General features: G+C 65.8%; 14 protein-coding genes. 8 read left to right on the top strand and 6 right to left on the bottom strand.

What is annotated here, in order from left to right; translation table 11 throughout:
* Position 1 precedes the first annotated feature (1 nt).
* The gene (locus tag Q1A71_RS07145) at positions 2 to 1,396 is read right to left on the bottom strand and encodes an aminotransferase class III-fold pyridoxal phosphate-dependent enzyme (protein WP_299673500.1); all 1,395 of its coding nucleotides are present in this window, start codon (positions 1,394 to 1,396) and stop codon (positions 2 to 4) included.
* Between the two features lie 255 nt (positions 1,397 to 1,651).
* On the opposite strand from Q1A71_RS07145, the gene Q1A71_RS07150 reads away from it, so the two are divergent.
* The 4 genes from Q1A71_RS07150 to Q1A71_RS07165 all read left to right on the top strand — a co-directional run bounded on the left by Q1A71_RS07150 (position 1,652) and on the right by Q1A71_RS07165 (position 6,456).
* Positions 1,652 to 2,941, top strand: coding sequence for an FAD-dependent oxidoreductase (locus Q1A71_RS07150; protein WP_299673502.1), 1,290 nt, complete (start codon positions 1,652 to 1,654; stop codon positions 2,939 to 2,941).
* A 342-nt stretch (positions 2,942 to 3,283) separates the two neighbouring features.
* Complete coding sequence (locus tag Q1A71_RS07155) at positions 3,284 to 4,276, top strand: ABC transporter substrate-binding protein (protein WP_299673504.1); 993 nt, start codon at positions 3,284 to 3,286, stop codon at positions 4,274 to 4,276.
* A 108-nt stretch (positions 4,277 to 4,384) separates the two neighbouring features.
* Positions 4,385 to 5,191: an ABC transporter ATP-binding protein gene (locus Q1A71_RS07160; RefSeq protein WP_299673506.1), complete on the top strand. Its 807-nt coding sequence runs from the start codon at positions 4,385 to 4,387 to the stop codon at positions 5,189 to 5,191.
* Positions 5,188 to 6,456 carry an ABC transporter permease gene (locus tag Q1A71_RS07165; RefSeq protein ID WP_299673508.1) on the top strand — a complete coding sequence of 423 codons (1,269 nt, stop codon included), beginning with the start codon at positions 5,188 to 5,190 and terminating at the stop codon, positions 6,454 to 6,456. The genes Q1A71_RS07160 and Q1A71_RS07165 overlap by 4 nt, the downstream gene beginning before the upstream one ends.
* Before the next feature lie 88 nt (positions 6,457 to 6,544).
* Here the strand turns inward: Q1A71_RS07165 and Q1A71_RS07170 are convergent, their stop codons facing one another.
* A complete protein-coding gene (locus Q1A71_RS07170) occupies positions 6,545 to 9,676 on the bottom strand; it encodes an efflux RND transporter permease subunit (RefSeq protein ID WP_299673510.1) in 3,132 nt (1,043 codons plus the stop codon).
* A gap of 4 nt (positions 9,677 to 9,680) precedes the next feature.
* Positions 9,681 to 10,751 carry an efflux RND transporter periplasmic adaptor subunit gene (locus Q1A71_RS07175; RefSeq protein ID WP_299673512.1) on the bottom strand — a complete coding sequence of 357 codons (1,071 nt, stop codon included), beginning with the start codon at positions 10,749 to 10,751 and terminating at the stop codon, positions 9,681 to 9,683.
* Between the two features lie 78 nt (positions 10,752 to 10,829).
* Between Q1A71_RS07175 and Q1A71_RS07180 the strand changes: the two genes are divergently transcribed.
* From Q1A71_RS07180 to Q1A71_RS07190, 3 genes are all read left to right on the top strand, one after another.
* Positions 10,830 to 11,447: a TetR/AcrR family transcriptional regulator gene (locus Q1A71_RS07180; protein WP_299673514.1), complete on the top strand. Its 618-nt coding sequence runs from the start codon at positions 10,830 to 10,832 to the stop codon at positions 11,445 to 11,447.
* A 283-nt stretch (positions 11,448 to 11,730) separates the two neighbouring features.
* Complete coding sequence (locus Q1A71_RS07185) at positions 11,731 to 13,419, top strand: peptidase domain-containing ABC transporter (RefSeq protein WP_299673516.1); 1,689 nt, start codon at positions 11,731 to 11,733, stop codon at positions 13,417 to 13,419.
* Positions 13,416 to 14,744: an HlyD family type I secretion periplasmic adaptor subunit gene (locus tag Q1A71_RS07190; RefSeq protein ID WP_299673518.1), complete on the top strand. Its 1,329-nt coding sequence runs from the start codon at positions 13,416 to 13,418 to the stop codon at positions 14,742 to 14,744. The genes Q1A71_RS07185 and Q1A71_RS07190 overlap by 4 nt, the downstream gene beginning before the upstream one ends.
* Before the next feature lie 49 nt (positions 14,745 to 14,793).
* On the opposite strand, the gene Q1A71_RS07195 is transcribed toward Q1A71_RS07190, so the two are convergent.
* From Q1A71_RS07195 to Q1A71_RS07205, 3 genes are all read right to left on the bottom strand, one after another.
* Complete coding sequence (locus Q1A71_RS07195; RefSeq protein WP_299673520.1) at positions 14,794 to 15,651, bottom strand: hypothetical protein; 858 nt, start codon at positions 15,649 to 15,651, stop codon at positions 14,794 to 14,796.
* A 60-nt stretch (positions 15,652 to 15,711) separates the two neighbouring features.
* The gene (locus Q1A71_RS07200; RefSeq protein ID WP_299673522.1) at positions 15,712 to 16,008 is read right to left on the bottom strand and encodes a hypothetical protein; all 297 of its coding nucleotides are present in this window, start codon (positions 16,006 to 16,008) and stop codon (positions 15,712 to 15,714) included.
* Positions 16,009 to 16,206: 198 nt separating this feature from the next.
* Positions 16,207 to 17,022 (bottom strand): hypothetical protein, encoded by an 816-nt coding sequence (locus tag Q1A71_RS07205; protein WP_299673524.1) that lies wholly within the window; start codon positions 17,020 to 17,022, stop codon positions 16,207 to 16,209.
* 185 nt (positions 17,023 to 17,207) lie between these two features.
* Between Q1A71_RS07205 and Q1A71_RS07210 the strand changes: the two genes are divergently transcribed.
* A complete protein-coding gene (locus tag Q1A71_RS07210) occupies positions 17,208 to 17,831 on the top strand; it encodes a hypothetical protein (RefSeq protein WP_299673526.1) in 624 nt (207 codons plus the stop codon).

Genomic DNA, 17,831 nt, shown 5'->3' on the forward strand with positions numbered 1-17,831 from the left:
CTTAGCCGAAGACGCGGGTCAGGGCACTGTCGACCGCAGCACAGATCTGGTCGATGTCGTCCTTGGTGGCGATGAGCGCGGGCGAGAAGCACAGCGTGTTGTTCTTGCCGGGCAGGGAGCGGTTGGTGGCACCGATGATCACCGCCTGGCTCATGCAGTCCTTGACCACCGCCTGTACCATCTTCTCATCCGCCGGGTCGCGGCTGTCGCGGTCTTTCACCAACTCGGCGCCGAGGAAGAGGCCCTTGCCGCGCACGTCGCCGATGACGGCGTGCTTGTCTTTCAGCTCGCCCAGCTTGCCCAGCATGTAGTCGCCCATGGCGGTGGTGTTGCCGAGCAGGTCCTCGTCCTCGATGATGCGCATGTTCTCGAGTGCTGCCGCCGGGCCTGCGGTGCAGCCCCCGAAGGTGGAGATGTCGCGGAAGTAGTTCATGTGATCACTGGCGTCGTCCTTGAACATGTCGAAGACGGCGTTGGTGGTCGCGAGGCAGGAGATCGCCGCGTAGCCCGAGGCCACGCCCTTGGCCATGGTGACCATGTCGGGCTGGATGCCGTAGTGCTGGTAGCCGAACCATTCGCCGGTGCGGCCCACGCCGCAGACGACCTCGTCGATGTGCAGCAGGATGTCGTACTTGCGGCAGATCTCCTGCACGCGCTCCCAATAGCCTTCGGGCGGGACGATCACGCCGCCGCCTGCAGTGACCGGCTCGAGGCAGAGCGCGCCCACGGTGTCGGGGCCTTCGCGCAGGATGACCTCTTCGATCTGGTTCGCGGCCCATTCGCCGTAGTTCTGATCGGGCGCGCCGTCTTGTTCGTGCTTGCGATACTCCAGGCAGTGCGGCACGCGCACGAAGCCCGGCGTGTAGGGCCCGTATTGCGCGTTGCGCTCGTCCTGACCGCCCGCGCTGAGGCAGGCGATGGTGGTGCCGTGGTAGTCGCGATCCCGATACAGGATCTTGTGCTTCTTGCCGCCATAGCGCTTGTGAGCGATCTGGCGGACCATCTTGAAGGCTTTCTCGTTCGCCTCGGAACCGGAGTTGGCGTAGTAGATCCGGTCGAGCCCGGGCATCTTCGTCAGCAGCTTCTCGGCAAAGAGCGCGCCTGGGATCGAGCCCACGGTGCCGCCGAAGAAGTTCATCTTCACGATCGCATCGCGCACGGCGTCGCCCATGCTCTCGCGACCGTAGCCCACGTTCACGGTCCAGACCCCGCCGGAGACCGCGTCGATATGTTCGATGCCTTTCTGGTCCCAGACGCGCAGGCCCTTGCCCTCGATGATGATCTTGGGGTCGGCGCCGGTGAAGAAGGGCTGGTGCTGGATCAGGTGGTGCCAGACATTCGCGCGGTCCGCTTCGACGACGCGGCTGAGGTCGTTCTCGTTGAAATTGCCGTCCATGGGTCAGGCCTTTCCTTAAAGCGTAGAATCAGGTGAAATCGGGCGGGATACGCTCCGGATTTGACTGACATGACTGTTTTTCGGGCATCCGCAGTAGGGCCAGACGCTGTGCAACGATAGAGCCAGATTGAAAGGTATTTCAAGCGAGATCGGTCCATCGCCCTGTTATTGTGGGCCAATTGACCCTGCGCCGTCAAATCGGGGGCCTGCGTGGCGGCATTGACCGCTGCCGCAATTGTGAGCAACGGATAGCCCATGCAGATCCCTGACGCGCTTTGGCGGGTGACCGCTCCCGATGCTGCCCCGGCCGAGAGGCTGGAAGGCGATCTGGCCGTGGATGTGGCCATCGTGGGGGGCGGGTTCACCGGGCTGCGCGCAGCGCTGGGCCTTGCCGAGGCGGGCAGCACGGTTGCCGTCTTCGAGGCGGGCGATGTGGGCTTTGGCGCCTCGGGGCGCAATGGCGGGCAGGTCAACCCGATGCTGCCGGTGGCGGAGCCGGATGATCTGCATCGGGCAGTGGGGCCGAAGTATTTCGAGCGGATGGCCGAGACCTCGCTGCGGTCCGCAGATGATCTCTTTGATCTGATCCGGGCCTACCAGATCCAGTGCGACGCGCGGCAGAAGGGGTGGATCCGGGTGGATCATTGCGCCGCTGCGCGGGACGTCTCGCGGCGGAATGCCAAGCTGTGGAACAGCCACGGCGCGGATTTCGAGTTTCTGGACCGCGAGGATGTGCAGCGGCTGACCGGGGCGCAGGGCTATGCCACCGGCACGCTCTCGGCGCGCGGGGGCGCGGTGCAGCCGATGGCGCTGGTGCGCGGGCTCGACCGGGTGGCGCGGGCGGCGGGCGCGCAGGTTTATAGTTTTGCACCCGTGAAGGACATGCGACGGCGCGACGGGCGCTGGCATCTGGATGTGGCGGGCCATGCGGTCACCGCCGAGACCGTGATCGTGGCGACGAATGGCTATTCCGATGGCCTGGTGAAGGGGCTGAAAGGCTCCGTGCTGCCGCTCTATTCGACGCAGATGGCGACCGACCCGCTGGAGGACAGCGAGATCGGGCCGATCCTGCCGCAGGGGCATACGATCTCGGACACGCGGCGGCTGATCATGTATGCGCGGCGCGAGCCCGGTGGGCAGATGTGTTTCGGCGGCATCGGGTTCAACGATCTGCGCGGTGGCGTTGGCGGCTTTGGCTGGATCCAGAAGGATGCGCCCGAGACCTTCCCGAGCCTCAAAGGCGTCACCTGGCGGTACAAGTGGAGCGGGCACATCGCGCTGACCGAAGACCGGGTGCCGCATCTGCACGAACCCGCGCCGGGTCTGATCTGCGGGTTGGGGTACAACGGGCGCGGTGTGGCGATGAGCCATGTGATGGGGCGCGAACTGGCACGGCGGGCGCTTGGGACGCCGGCGGAGGACTTGCCGTTCCCGGTGACGAAGATCCCCGCTTACAAATTCCGAACGCCTCAGGTGCTGGGCGCAGGGCTCGCCATGGCCGCGCTGCGCTTGCGCGACCAGATGGAATGGAAAAGCGACGCGTGAGGCAAAACTGGACTCATTGAGCAGGTCAAAGTGGACATTTGATCCTGGACGGCTCTGGCCACTATGCGCGGCGGGATCGGTCAGAAGGCCGTCTGACTTCAGGGTTTTGCAATCGGGATTTTCAGGTTTTTGCAAAGTCCCGCAGGACGAGAAGAGAGGGGCGCATTTTTCGGGCAGTCTCATCTGCGTGACGGTTTTGTATCAATAATGCCCTTGCAGGCAGTGCAATTCTGACATTGGATGACGACGTGCAATGCATGACGAACAAGCGGCGGCAAGCCGCGTCGCACCAAATGAAGGCCGACCTGGGACGGGTCGGCGTATGATCAACGGGAGAACGAAATGATCAAGAAGACGACATGTGCTTTTGTGGCGGGCGCCGTGATGGCGATCAGCGCGCAGAGCGCGGCAGCGGAAGAACTCACCGTCGCCTATTTCCTCGAGTGGCCGATGCCGATGATGGCGGCCAAGGCGTCGGGCGCTTATGATGAAGCGCTTGGGATGAAGGTCAACTGGGTGTCCTTCGAGACCGGCACGGCGATGTCCGCGGCAATGGCCTCGGGCGACGTGCAGATCGCGCTGAGCCAGGGTGTGCCGCCCTTCGTGGTGGCCGCGTCGGGCGGTCAGGACATTCAGGTTGTCGACGTGGCGGTGAGCTATTCCGACAATGACAACTGTGTCGTGCATGCCGATCTGGAGATCGACAAGGAAACCGCGGGTGAACTGGCAGGCAAGAAAGTGGCCGTGCCGCTGGGCACTGCGGCGCACTATGGCTTCCTGCGTCAGATGAACCACTTCGGGATCGACGTGGCAAGCCTGCAGGTTGTCGACATGGCGCCGCCGGAGGGCGCCGCTGCGCTGAGCCAGAAGGCAGTGGATTTCGCCTGTGGCTACGGCGGCGGTCTGGCGCGCATGAAGGAATACGGCAACGTGTTGCTGACCGGGGATGAGAAGGAAGAGCTGGGCATTCTGGTCTTCGACGTGACCTCCTCGCCCGCGTCTTTCATCGCGGAGAACGGCGACATCGTGTCCAAGTTCCTCAAGGTGACGGCGGATGCCAATGCGGAGTGGAACGCCAACCCCAGCGACGAGATGCTGGCGGTGATCGCCGAGCAGGCCGGTATGGACCTTGATGCGGCCAAGGCGGCGATTGAGACCATGAAGTTCCCCAGCGTGGAAGACCAGCTGTCGGACGGCTGGCTGGGCGCCAATGCGGCGACCTTCATGAAAGGTGTTGCGGATGTCTTTGTCGAGGCGGGGTCCATCGACTCGGCGCTCGACAGCTATGAGGACGCGGTGAACATCGGGCCGCTGCAAGCTGCCAGCGAAATGTAAGACGGCCAGGCGGCGCGGGACACCCCCGCGCCGCTTTGCATCAAGACCAGAGGCGGGGCGAACCCCGCTCAGCCACCCGCCCTCGTGCGGACAACAGGTGGGGACCTCATGACGGGATTATCCATAGAGAATTTATCGATGCGCTTTGAGTTGCCCAACGGCGACCATGTGCAGGCGTTGCAGGATGTGTCGCTTGATCTCAAGGCGGGCGAGCTTCTGAGCGTGCTGGGCCCGTCGGGCTGTGGCAAGACCACCCTGCTCAACATCGTTGCGGGCTTTCTGGCGCCGACCTCGGGCAAGCTGATTCTGAACGGTCACGAGATCAAAGGGCCCGATGCGGAGCGGGGCATGGTGTTCCAGCAGGGCGCGTTGTTCGAGTGGATGTCGGTGCGCGAGAATGTGGGTTTTGGGCCTTCGATGAAGGGCACGCCCAAGGCCGAGAAGGACGAGACGGTCAATCATCTGCTGGATGTGGTGGGCCTGCAGGACTTCAAGGAGAAGGCCGTCTATGAGCTCTCGGGCGGCATGCAGCAGCGGGTGGCGCTGGCGCGGTGCCTGGCCAATGATCCGGACGTGATCCTGATGGACGAGCCGCTGGGCGCGCTCGATGCGCTAACGCGGGAGAAGATGCAGAGCCTCGTGCTCAAGCTCTGGAAGGAGACCGGCAAGACCATCATCCTGATCACCCACTCGGTCGAAGAGGCGCTGCTGCTGGGCGAGCGCCTGATCGTGATGGCGCCGCGCCCCGGGCGCATCCACACCGAATACCGGCTGCCCTTTGCGGATCTCGGCGTCGATGCCGATCTGCGCGAGGTCAAGAAACACCCCGACTTCGGGCCCAAGCGCGAAGAGATCCTGAACATGATCTGGGACATGGAAGAAGAAATTATGGGCGGTAAGGAGGACGCGGCATGATCCCTCTGCTGATTTACGTTGCGATTTTCATCGCCGCCTTCTTCATCGTGACCAAGGTGGTGCAGGGCGCGGGGCTGAGCGACTATACCTCGCTGAAGACGGTGACCTTTGGCGACGAAAGTGCGGTGCGGCCGAACCGGGCGGCGGGCATTATCTCGATCCTGACGATCTTCCTGATGTGGGGGATCTTCACCGGATCCAACCTGTTGCCGGGGTTCCTGCACGCGCCGGGACCGTTTGAGGGCACCACGAGCTTCACCTACACGGCGCAGGTCGAGGGCGGCGAGACGGATGACGCGACGGTCACCGTGGTCGTGCATCCGCGCGAGGTCGACACCGAGGCGCCTGAGGTCGACCCCGGTGACGGCTTTGCCAAGAACGATGCGGCGGCGATTGCGCAGTGGCGCTCGGGGCTCATTCGGGTGGACCGCAACGACGAGTTGGGCCGCGATGCGGGGGCCACGGTTGTGGCGATCAACGGAGAGTCGATTGCGCCGGGGGAGACCGTTGCGGTTGACGGCGGCACGGTCACGCTGAGCGACCGGGGCACGCCGAACTTCGAGCCCACGAAGGGCTGGCAGATGGAGCCGCTCTATCTGCCCGCGCCCGAGGCGGTCTGGACCCGCTCGCTGGAGGTGGTGAGCTCCGGCTTTCGGAACTTCACGCTGCTGGAGCACCTGGGCTATTCGCTGTTCCGTGTGATCGTAGGCTTTGTGATCGGTGCTCTGGTGGGGATCCCGCTGGGCTATGCCATGGGCCTGAGCGACTGGTTCCGCGGCTGGTTCGACCCGATTGTGGAGTTCATGCGTCCGGTGCCGCCGCTGGCGCTGATCCCGCTGGTGATCATCTGGGCAGGCATCGGCGAGGCGGGCAAGATCATCCTGCTGTTCCTGGCCGCGCTATGGATCATGGCGATTGCGGCAAGGTCGGGGGTATCCGGTGTGAAAATCTCCAAGGTGCACGCGGCCTATTCGCTGGGCGCCAGCAAGTGGCAGATCATGCGCCATGTGATCGTCCCCAACTCGCTGCCCGAGATCTTCACCGGCGCGCGGGTCGCGATGGGTGTGTGCTGGGGCACGGTTGTTGCCGCAGAACTGGTGGCGGCCGAGCAGGGGGCAGGCATGATGATCATGACCGCGTCCAAGTTCCAGAACACCGATATCGTGATCATGGGGATCATCCTGATCGGCGTCATCGGCTTCGGCATCGACATGCTGATGCGATGGGCCGAACGCATCCTCGTGCCCTGGAAGGGCAAGGGCTGATCCGGGCGCAGACGGACCTGAGATCGGCAAAAGAAGGCTCCGCTGGGAGCCTTCTTTTTTCGTGTCATCCGCGGATCGCGCGGCGGTCCTATTCGGCGGCGACGGGGTAGCCTTCGTCGTCCGGCGTCTTGGGGCGCGCCGTCCCGTTTTTCGCGCTTGCGGCCTCTGCGGAGCCTCCTTCGCTGCGCCGTTCCTTGCGCAGATAGGTGTGGTAGATCGCCGGGATGCCGATGAGCGTCAGGACGGAGGCGAAGCCGAGGCCCGCCATGATCGCCACTGCCATGGAGGCGAAAAAGGCGTCGGAGAGCAGCGGGATCATCCCCAGGATCGTGGTTGCAGCCGCGAGGATCACCGGGCGCAACCGGGTGACGGAGGCGGCGACGATGGCGTCGCTCTGTGCCAGGCCCGCCTCGCTTTTCTGGGTGTCGATCTCCTCGACCAGAACGATGGCATTCTTGATCAGCATGCCCGAGAGGCTGAGCAGGCCGAGCAGGGCGGTGAAGCTGAAGGGCAGGCTGGTGAACAGCAGCCCGAGACCCACGCCGGTGACGGCCATGGGCACCACCGTCCAGATCACCAGCGTCTGGCGCAGCTTGCCGAAGAGCAGCAGCGTGATCAGGAACATCGCACCGAAGGCCAGCGGCATTTGCCGCCCCAGGCTGGCCTGGGCGGTCGAGGCGCTTTCGAACTCGCCGCCCCATTCCATGCGGTAGCCCGGTGGCAGCGGCATCGCCTCAATGGCGCCGCGCACCTCGGCAAAGGCCTCGGGCGGCAGCACGTCGGGCACGGTGAAGGCCTGGACGCTGACCGTCGGCACCCGGTCGCGCCGCTGGATCACCACGTCGCGGGTGAGCACGTCGAACCCGTCGACGACCTGCGACACCGTGGTGAAGCTGCCGGCGGCGGGCGCGTAGATCGGCTGGTCGATCAGCTGCGCGCCGGCGAGCTGTTCCTCTCTGGGGGTGCGGACGATGATCGGGATCAGCCGGTCGGCCTCGCGGAGAACGCCCGCCTGCACCCCGTCGGTTGCCAGAGCGATGGCCTGGGCAAGATCGCCGCGGCTGATCCCGAGGGTCTGGCCGCGCTCGGCGGCGAAGCGGGGCCGGGAGACCAGTTCCGGCTCGCGCCAGTCGGTGCGTTCGACGGTCAGAAGGTCGGTCTCGGTTTCGAAGATGTGTTGCGCCTCGGCGGCGAGGCGGCGCAGCACATCGGCATCGGGCCCGCTGAGGCGGACCTCGACATCGGCGCCGACGGGCGGGCCGTAGATGATCTGTTGCACCCGCGTTTCGGCCCAGGGCAGCAGATCGCGCGCGGCTGTCGTGGCCGCGTCACGCAGCAGCGGGATGTCGGTGTGGTCCCGCAGGCGGATGACGATCTGTCCATAGGCCGGGTCCGGGTCTTCGGGCGTGTAGGTCAGCATGAAACGGGTCATGCTGGCGCCGACCGTGGTGGTGACCGCCGTGACCTCCGGGCGGTCCATCAGCCAGCGTTCCATCAGCGCCAGATCGTCGGAGGCGGCGTGGATCGTCGTGCCCTGTGCGGCATGGTAGTTCAGGTAGACGAGCGGTGTCGTGGCGGGGGGGAAGAACTGCTGCTTGACGAAGCCCATGGCGCCGACGCCTGCGACCGTAGCGCCGATCAGCGAGACGATGACCAGCCAGCGCAGCCGCAGGGCGCCCCGCACGAGGGCACCGTAGCCGCGGAAGAAGGCGGTGTCGTAGGGATCTGCGGCGTGCGCCTGATCTGCGGTGCGGAAGAAATAGCTGGCCAGCAGGGGCGTGACCGTGACGGCGAGCAGCCAGGACAGCATCAGCGAGATGCCGATCACCGCGAAGAGCGAGAACAGGAACTCGCCCGAGCTGTCGGGGCTGAGCCCGATGCCGGCGAAGGCGAGGATGCCGATCACAGTGGCGCCGAGCAGCGGGAGCTGGGTGCGGCGCGCGACCTCGGCGGCGGCCTCAACGGCCTTGCGTCCGCGGCGCATCTGCACCTGCATGCCTTCGGCCACGACGATGGCGTTGTCCACCAGCATCCCCATGGCGATGATCAGCGCGCCGAGGCTGATCCGCTCCACCTTGATGTCGAAGAGGTGCATGAAGAAGAAGGTGAAGCAGACGGTGAGCAGCAGCGAGCCGCCGACCACGATGGCCGCGCGCCAGCCCATGAAGAGCGCCAGCACGCCGATGACCACGGCGACGGAGGTGGCCAGGCTGAGCAGGAAAGCGTCGTTGGCCGCCGCCACCACGCGGTGCTGTTCGTAGACCGGCGTCACGGTGACCCCGGCGGGCAGCAGCGGCGTGATCTCGTCCAGCCGGTCTTCGACGGCGGCACCGACGGTGACGATGTTCTCCGAGGTCAGGCCCGCGACACCCAGGGTGAAGGCCTCTACCCCGTTGTGCCGGATGATCTGGCGCGGCGCTTCGACCCGCGCGCGCGTCACGGACGCCACATCGCGCAGGTTCAGAACCTCGCCCTGATAGCCGAAGGTCAGCCCGGAGATCGCCTGTGCACTGTCATCGGCGAGGGGGCTTTCGGTGCGCAGATCGGTCCGGCCCTGACCCAGAGCCCCGGTTGGCGTGATGGTGTCGGCAGCGCCGATGGCCCCCAGCAGAACATCGGGCGGGATGCCGAGTTCGGTGAGGGTCGGGCTGGAGGGTTCGACGAAGATCGCCTCCTCGGGCAGGCCCAGTACCTCGGCATTGGCGACGCCGGTCACGGACAGAAGTTCGCGCCGCAGGAAGGTGGCGATGTCCCAGATGTCCGCATCGCTGTAGCCCGGCGCGGAGACCGCGTAGAGCAGGCCGAAGACATCCCCGAAGCCGTCATTGACCTGCGGTGCCAGGGCGCCGGGCGGCAGGTCGGGCCGGGCGTCGGCGATCCGGTCGCGCAGATCATCCCAGACCTGGGGCAGCTCGGTGCCGTCATAGGTGTCCTTGATGGCAACCTCGATCACCGACAGGCCGGGCCGGTTGGCCGAGGTGATGACGTCCACCTCATCCATCTGCTGCAGCTCCGCCGCGAGCACCTCGGAGACTTCGCTGGCGACCTCATGGGCCGTCGCGCCCGGGTAGGGGGTGATCACCAGTGCGGATTTGAGCGTGAAGACCGGATCTTCGAGCTTGCCGACGCTCAGGTACCCCGCGGCGCCGCCGAAGAGACAGAAGAGGATCAGCAGCCACGTATAGAGGGGCTTTTCGATGGACAGGCGGGCGATCTGCATGGGCTCAGCCGTCGCCGCGCGTGAGACCGGTATAGCGGCTGACAGAGGCGCCATTGGGCACGGCATGGGCGCCGACGGCCACGAGTTCGGTGCCCGGGTCCAGAGGGGTTGTGACAAAGCCGGCGCCGGTGGGTGCCGTGACCGAGACCGGGTGGTGCCGTGCAAGCAGACCGCTCTCGCTGTCGTCGATCACCACCACGTAGCGTTCGCCATCGGGTGTTGTGGCGATGGCGCTGGCTGGCAGGGCGGTGCCGGGCATGGGCGCGTCGATGGTGGCGCGGACGATCAGGCTCTGCCCCGGTCGGAGGTGCCGGGCCCTCTCGCCCACGATTGCGAGCGAGATGACATAGCTCTGGCCGATCTCGCCGGTTTCGGCCCGGAACTCCCGGAACGCCAGCGGCAGACGGGCCGTCTCGCCCGGCAAGTGCCCGTCGAAGCGGACGGTCTCGACGTCGCCGAGATGGCGCAGCAGGCGTTCGGGCAGGTCGAATTGCACCCGCGTTTCCGAGAGATCATGCAGGCGCAGGATGGGCTGGCCCGGGTCGACCACGGCGTGCGGCGAGGCGATGCGATCGGCCACCTGCGCATCGAAAGGTGCGGTGATCTGCGCATCGGCAAGTGCGGCGCGCGCGTCCCGCAGCTCCACTTCGGCCAGATCGAACGCGGTCTGGGCATCTTCCGCCCGCACCTGCGAGGCAGCGTTGCGGTCGGCGAGCGCCAGCGCACGGGTCCGAGCGCGGTCGGCCTGCTGCAGTGCCAATTCGGCGCGCTCGACCCGTCGTTCGAACGGGCCGGGGTCGAGCCGCGCCAGCAGTGTGCCCGCCGGGAGGATCGCCCCTTCGGGCGCATCCAGCATCTCGATCTGGCCGCTGACCTCGAAGGCGAGATCGACAGTATCGCGCGCGATGACACGGCCAAAGAACTGGCGTTGCATCACTGGATCGGGCGCGGGAACGGTCATCGTGCGCACCGGGATCGGCTGAGCCATCGGCGCCGCGGTCTGGGCAGGCACCTGTATCGGCAGCAAAACAAGCGATGTGGCTACCAGCAGGCTGTATGTATGGTATTTCCACATAAGGGGTCCTATCTCTCACAGCATATCAACCGACCGTTCGGTAGGGTAGCTAGGGACAGCCAGGAAAAGGTCAAGAGGATGGCGCGGGAAAACATGACAAAGGACCGTCGGGCGGAAATCGTTGAGGTGACGACTGGCCTTTTTCTCGACAGCGGGTTTGCGGGCACGTCGATGAGTGCGGTGGCCAGGGCCTGCGGGATCACGAAGGCCACGCTTTATCATCACTTTCCGGGCAAGGATGATCTCTTCGCCGCCTGCGTGACCCACGGCTATGCCGAGGCGCTGGACCGGGTGCAGGAGATCGCCGCCTCGGACCGCGGTCCGGAGGACAAGCTGCGCGAGGCGATGGAGGTGCTCTATGACGTCACGATCTGCTCGCCGGTGGGGCGGATGTCGCCGCTGATTGCGGAGGTGGCGCAGGCGTTTCCGAATGTGGCGCGCTCCTTTCACGACGGTTATGTGGCGCCGCAGCAGGCGCTGATCGCGCGGATCGTCGAGGACGGCGTGGCGCGGGGCACCTTCAGGGAGATCGACCACAAGCTCTTGTCGCATGTGCTGATGGGCCCCATCGTGACCCTGTCTCTGTCGCGGGAAATGTTCGTCGACTTTAAAGACCTCGACGATCACTTCCCCATAGAGCCGCTGAAGCAGGGGCATGTGGAGATGCTGCTGCAGGCGTTGAGACCACCTGGCTAGGCGGGAGCTTGTCAGGCGCGGCGATTGCGCCGGAATCCGCCGAGGCCGGGCGGGGGAACGGCGCGTCTCCCGCCGCTTCGTGCGCCGAACCTGTCACCCCCTTTTCGTGACCGGTGCGATGGGCTGTAGTGATCGCACACGTATGTCGAAGACATCATTTTGGGGTCATTGTGCACGACGCTTTTCCTGCGGCAGGTTTTGCTAAGGTTTTCTCCACGCATGGTTTTCCCGATGTCCCGGATGCTGTCAGGCGGACCGGGCGTTTCGCCCGGCGGGCGCCTTTGTGAGCGCCGCGACGCAGGACCGGGAGACGGCGGAGCAGCCGCGAATGGTGCCGCTGTCGTGGTTCGGCAAGACGCTGTGGAAGTTTACGCCGCTCTACGTGGAGCTGGTGTTTCTGGCGATCTGCATTCGCCTGCTGGGGCTGGTGGAGCCCTTTATCTTTCAGGTCATCATCGACCGCATTCTGCCCTTCGAGCGAGAGGCGACGCTGATCGTGGTGATGGCGGTCTTTGCCGCGGTCAGCGTGTTTCACATCGGCTTCAACATCCTGTCGAGCCTTTTGGGTATGCTGACCGCCAATCGGGTGACGCGCGAGCTTGGCAGCCGCATTTTTGAACATCTGTTCCGGCTGCCCTATAGCCATTTCCGCAAATGGCCCATCGGCGAGACAATCGCCCGGGTGAGCGAGACCGACACCATCCGGGCGTTTCTGGTCGGCACCACGACGGGTGTGTTTCTGGACCTGCTGTTCGTGGTCATCTACATCGGCGTGCTCTTCACGCTGTCGCCGCTGCTGACGACCATTGTGTTGATTTCCCTGCCGCTGCAGGGGTTTGTCTATTTCATCTTCGGGCCATTCCTGCGCCGTCGCCTGCGGGTGCAGTTCGATGCCGGCGCGCGGCACCAGTCCCGCATGGTCGAGAGCATCGGCGGGATCGCCTCGGTCAAGGCGCTGAGTGCGGAGGACAAGATGCTCGGCGGGTTGCGCGAGACCCTGGGTGCCAATCTGGATGCGGGGCTGCGGGTCGGCAAGCTGCGCATCGCCAGCACCAATCTGATCTATGCGTTGAGCCAGACGCTGACCATCACGATCATCTTCATGGGCGCGCGCGAGGTCTTTGCGGGGGAGTTGACGCTGGGCCAGCTCATCGCGTTTCACCTGATCGCGGAGAAGGTCGCCTCGCCGATCAGCAATTTTTCGGGCCTCTGGGAGAAGTGGCAGAACATCAAGATCTCGCGCCAGAGGCTGGGGGATATTCTGCTTTCGGAGCCGGAACCCTTTGAGGCGCTGCCGCGATTGCCCCACCGGATCGAGCCCGAGTTGCGGTTCGAGCATGTGGATTTCGCCTATCAGCCGGGCACGCCGATCCTGAAGGATTTCTCCTTCACTGCGCAGGCGCGCAGCCTGTCGCTGGTGGTGGGGCCGTCCGGGATCGGCAAGAGCACCTTCGGGCGGCTGGCCTCGGGGATCGAGAGGCCCACGGGCGGCGTGATCACGCTGGGTGGCCATGACATCGCGGAGCGCGAGCCGCATGATGTGCGCACCAAGATCGCCTATGTGCCGCAGGAGCCGTATCTCTTCTCAGGCACGGTGCGGGAAAACCTGTCTCTGAACGTCGAGGAGGAGGACGCGGTGAGCGACGCGGTGATCATCGATGCGCTGCGCGTGGCGGCGGCGGATACGATGGTCCAGCGCCTGCCGATGGGGCTGGACACGCAGGTGGGCGAGCGCGGGGCGGCCCTGTCGGGCGGGCAGCGCCAGCGGATCGCCATGGCGCGCTCGCTCCTGAACAGCCCGCGGGTGCTGATCCTCGATGAGCCGACGAGTGCGCTCGACGGGGCGGCGCAGACCCAGATGGTCACGGAGATCGAACGGCTGAAGGAGACGATGACGGTCATCGTGATCACCCACCGCCCGGATGTCTTTGCAGCACCCGATCAGGTCGTCGATTTCGAGGCGCTGACATGAGGCGCGGGGCCGGCGGTCTGGGGGTCGGGTCGCCGACGCTGCACGCGACCGTGCTGTTCACGCTCTCAGTCTTTGTGGCGATTCTGGTGATGTCCTATGTGCTGAAGGTTGAGATCGTGGCCAAGGGCACGGGCAAGGTGGTGCCGCTGGGGCGCGTGCAGGTGGTGCAGCCGGAGTTTGCCGGGCAGCTGCGCGCCATTCACGTGCGCGACGGGATACGGGTGCAGAAGGGCGACGTGGTGATCGAGCTGGACCCGACCAAGGCGCAGTCGGAGCTGAACACGCTGCAGGCCGAGCGGAAGCGGCTCGAGATCGAGCGGCTGCGGATCGAGACGGTGCTTGCCGCGCTGCCGGCGCGCGATCACCTGGAGGATGCGGCGATCGCAGCGCATGTAGCGCGGTTTCAGACCCATGCCCCGGAGGCGCAGTCGAGCTTCTTTCGGGAGCAGAGTGATCTGTTGCGGGCCGAGCTGGTGGAGCTGCGGGACGCGCTGGCGCAGGTCGAGACGCGCCTTGAGGCCAACGCCAAGTCGAAGGCGGTGACCCGCGCCGGGATCGGGCGGATCGACGCGGCGCTGGAGACCCAGGAAGAGCGGCTGGAGACGGTGCAGAGCCTTCTGGAGAAGGGCACCGCGAGCCGCGCGAACTATCTCGATGTGTTGGACGGGTTCAACCGGCTGGAGAGCGAGCGCGAGGTGTTCTTCCGCGAACTTGATCAGAAGACGGCGCTCGATGCCTCCTATCTGGCGGAGCGCGCCGGCATCGTCTCGGCCTTGCGCAGCCGGTTGCAGACGCGGCGGGCCGAGCTCGAGGCGCGCAGCGCGGCGCTCTCCGAAGAGCTGGTGATCAGCCAGCGGCAGTTGGCCAACACCCGGCTGATCGCGCCGGCGACGGGGGTGATCGACCAGCTGTCGGTCTTCACCATCGGGGGCATCGTGGAGGCTGGTCAGGAGCTTCTGCGCATCGTTCCCGAAGATCGGGCCTTTGAGGTGGAGGCGATCTTTCCCAATATCGACGTGGGCTTTCTGGAGGTCGGGCAGGCGGCCAATATCAAGCTCGATGCCTACCCGTCGGAGCGGTTCGGCGCGCTGAAGGGGTGGGTGTCCAACGTGTCGGCGGATTCGATCGAGGTGGGCGAGGGTGCCTTTGGCTTCGTGGTGCGCATCAAGCCCGAAAGTGCCACGCTGGAGACTGCAGGTGCGAGCCATGCGGTGCAGCCAGGGATGACGGCGGTGGTGGATGTGATCACCGGAGACAGGCGGCTGATCAGCTATTTCTTTGCGCCGGTTGTGAAGGTCGTCGAGGAGAGTCTGGGGGAGCGATAGCGGCGCGGGGCGATCCGCGCGCACCGCCTGTCGGGCGCTCGTCGCGGCTCTAGGAGGAGATCTCCCAGGCCCAGCAGCGGGGATCGGCGTAGGCGCCCAGTTTTGGCGCGCGGGTTTCGGCTGCCGCGAGCAGCGCGTCGAAGTCCGATGTCAGATGCGCGCGCATCTGGGCCATCTTGTGCAGGCCGGAGGTCGACGGGCCGAGCAGCAGTTCCAGCAGGACGATGTCGACCGTGCAAAATCCGATGGGGTTGTTGTGAAACCACTGCGCGTAGTCGGTGTTGCGCAGGTCCTCGCCCAGCAGGGAGATGATTTCGCGGCTGTCCACGTCGGAGGCGCGCAGGATGGACTGCAGCAGTTCTTCGGAGAGGATGGAGCGGGCGACATCGCCGGGCATGTCCGCCACGGAGGTGGCGAAAACGAATTCCCGGTGGCCGGGGCCGGGCAGGCTGACCGAGAGGCCAAGCGCCCAGTCCGGGAACATGGCGTCGGGGTTCGGAGGGGTGCTGCCCACGATGCCGGCGACCAGATCCAGCAGATCGGCCTGGGCAGGCCGTGCGCCCTGCAACACGTAGAACGTGGTCTTGTCCGCGGGACAATCGGCCAGATCGTCGACCTCGATCTGCCGCCAGTCGAGGCCGAAGGCCTCGGAGAGGTCAGAGATCAGCATGCTGGCCGGCACCCCGGCGGCGGTGTCCTGCTGGATGCAGAAGGTCTCAGTTCCGGTGCGGACGCGCAGGATCGGATCGCTGATCTGCTCGGTCACTTTCGAGGCGAAGGCCCCGTCGAAGATCCGCTCTGCCTGACTGGAGATGTCATCGCGGGCCAGAAGCGTGCTGGCCAGGGCTGCGAGGCCGCCACAGAGAAGGGCGGCGAGGGTCATGATTTTGAGATGGGATGCCCGCATCGGCGCGCCTCGTTCCTGGGGGTGGGAGGGGCGTTGCACGCCCCTGCCCGTGACGGTCGATCAGTAGTGCGTGTCGTAGGCGCCCTGGTGGCAGCCGGTACAGCCGCCGATGCTGCCTGTGGGGCTGTCGGGCCAACCGTTGGCCGCACGGTTCACCTCCTGTGCGGCATGGGCGCGCGTGTCCATTTCCGACCACGCATTTTCGTTGCCGAGCGCATTGTCCAGCGCCTGTTGTGTGGCGGAGTTGTCGCGGTCCATCTTCTGCGTGATGGCGTCGGGGCCGTCACTGCCGCCGCCGCTGCTGCCACCGCCGCCACAGAAGCTGACCGGTGCGTCGAGACCATCGAGATCAAACATAGTTCATTTCCTATTCTTCGGGCGGTCCGTCATATATACACCACCCATTGCTGTTTGCCGGACGCGTTGTCCGGCGGCTCAATCGGCGGGTGGGGAGGCACCCCCGCCCGCCAACTCTCCGGCCTCAGGGGCCGAACTCTCTCACCCGAATGACGGCCGCGGGCAGGGGTATGCTTTTTTGACGGACAGCGGCGGGGATCATGCGGCGCAGGCCTCCAGGCCCAGCGCGTGGACGTCTCGGTTGAGCTGGCGCCCGCCCTCGGCGCCGGCGCGGTAGAGCGCACAGAGGACCTTTGGCGTGCCCTGCGCCATCAGATCGGCGGCGCGCCGGCGGGCGAGCGGATAGTTCCAGTCATATCGGTAGGGCGTGCGGGCGCCTTGCAGCGCGTGCTGGAGCCGGAGCCTGTCGGCACCGAAATACACGGCGGTGTCCGCGGCGTGGGCTGCGCTCAAGTCGGAGCGTCCGGCGCTGCAGTGCCGGATCAGAGCCAGCTCGGCCAGAAAGGCGCAGCATTCCCGGGCGATGGGCGGCATTTGTCCCGTCCTGAGCGGCGCGCTCGCCACGATCTGCAGGGCATGGCCGAATTCATGCGCCATGACCAGCAGATCCCGCGGGCGGTCCCGGTAGTGCAGGCTGACGAAGGGCAACCTGTCATGGCCGAGATTGTAGGTGAAGGCTTTGGGATGCTTGTCCGCGCGAGGCTGCACGCATTTTGGGGTTTGCGCCTCGGTGCGGTTGACCTCCTCCGCGAGGCCGGGAAAGGCCCTGCGCATCGCATGGGCGCAGAGTGCCCAGGCGGCCTCGGCTGACAGGCCGTTGTGGCGGTGTCCGGGCCCTGTTTGCGGGACGGGGGGTGGCGCAATCCGGGCGAGGTGCCGAAGCACCGTGCTGCGGGTCAGGTCGTTCAGGGTGAGCCAGTCGGACGGGCCTGGTTCGGGGCGAGAGGGCGCTTCTCTGACCCGCGGCGGCGCTGTCGCCTCACCAAGCAATATCTGCAAACCCAATGGCCACACGTCATAAAATCCTGATACCCGCACTGTGCCCAGACGCTACGGGCTGCCCTCTTTTAGTCAACGGATCTTGATCGCGCCCGATTTGGCCCGCGGATTAGCGCCAGTCGGGTGATGTTCTCTGCCGGTCTGCGTCCCGCGGTTTGGAACGTGTCTTTGGGGCGGCGGGTTTTCGCCTTGGATTCGCAGTGATTGTGCAGCCGGTCGCCGAAACGCGCGCGGGCGCTGCGCAGGATGGACAGCGGCGCGGCGTTTTTGCTGACCTGGCGCGCAGATGGAGCCTGTGGCCGGGGCGCGTGTCCCGGCTCGGGGCCGTTGCCTTTTCGCAGGAGCCTGTGGTGCAGAAGACCTCCGAAATCGGCTTTCGTGCCAGCCAGGAGCACGACGTGGATGTCGTGCTCGGCAACCTTGCGGCGCGGACGCTGCGGGAGATGGACCGCTACCTGCGGCATCATCCGCCGGGCGCCCGGATCGGATTTCTGCGCGAGCACGTCAGCGCGTCGATTGTCGCGGCGCGGTCGGATACGTTTCTGCTGGGGGATGCGCCGGTGGGGATCGTGACCCATACGCCGGAGCGGGATTACCATTACACCACGGCACTGCCCACGGAGCGGTGTTTCCAGCGGGATTTCCTGCGCATCTCCCGCCGCTATAACCGGGATCTGGCGGCCAGGTTGGGCACGGCGCTGCGCGCTTACAGCCGTTCCGATCATGCGAAGGTGGCCGCGTGGTTTGCACTCATGGGCTTCCGGTTCGCCGGGTGGGACGGCGACGCGCGGGTGTTCATCTACGATGCGGTGGGGGCGGCCTAG

Origin of the sequence: uncultured Roseobacter sp. (genome assembly GCF_947493125.1) — a bacterium.
Classification (GTDB): Bacteria; Pseudomonadota; Alphaproteobacteria; order Rhodobacterales; family Rhodobacteraceae; genus Roseobacter.

What these genes read in the sequence shown, in the direction of transcription:
- Q1A71_RS07145 (WP_299673500.1), bottom strand. Translation starts at nt 1,396, where the DNA reads ATGGACGGCAATTTCAACGAGAACGACCTCAGCCGCGTCGTCGAAGCG.
- Q1A71_RS07150 (WP_299673502.1), top strand. Translation starts at nt 1,652, where the DNA reads ATGCAGATCCCTGACGCGCTTTGGCGGGTGACCGCTCCCGATGCTGCC.
- Q1A71_RS07155 (WP_299673504.1), top strand. Translation starts at nt 3,284, where the DNA reads ATGATCAAGAAGACGACATGTGCTTTTGTGGCGGGCGCCGTGATGGCG.
- Q1A71_RS07160 (WP_299673506.1), top strand. Translation starts at nt 4,385, where the DNA reads ATGACGGGATTATCCATAGAGAATTTATCGATGCGCTTTGAGTTGCCC.
- Q1A71_RS07165 (WP_299673508.1), top strand. Translation starts at nt 5,188, where the DNA reads ATGATCCCTCTGCTGATTTACGTTGCGATTTTCATCGCCGCCTTCTTC.
- Q1A71_RS07170 (WP_299673510.1), bottom strand. Translation starts at nt 9,676, where the DNA reads ATGCAGATCGCCCGCCTGTCCATCGAAAAGCCCCTCTATACGTGGCTG.
- Q1A71_RS07175 (WP_299673512.1), bottom strand. Translation starts at nt 10,751, where the DNA reads ATGTGGAAATACCATACATACAGCCTGCTGGTAGCCACATCGCTTGTT.
- Q1A71_RS07180 (WP_299673514.1), top strand. Translation starts at nt 10,830, where the DNA reads ATGGCGCGGGAAAACATGACAAAGGACCGTCGGGCGGAAATCGTTGAG.
- Q1A71_RS07190 (WP_299673518.1), top strand. Translation starts at nt 13,416, where the DNA reads ATGAGGCGCGGGGCCGGCGGTCTGGGGGTCGGGTCGCCGACGCTGCAC.
- Q1A71_RS07195 (WP_299673520.1), bottom strand. Translation starts at nt 15,651, where the DNA reads ATGCGGGCATCCCATCTCAAAATCATGACCCTCGCCGCCCTTCTCTGT.
- Q1A71_RS07200 (WP_299673522.1), bottom strand. Translation starts at nt 16,008, where the DNA reads ATGTTTGATCTCGATGGTCTCGACGCACCGGTCAGCTTCTGTGGCGGC.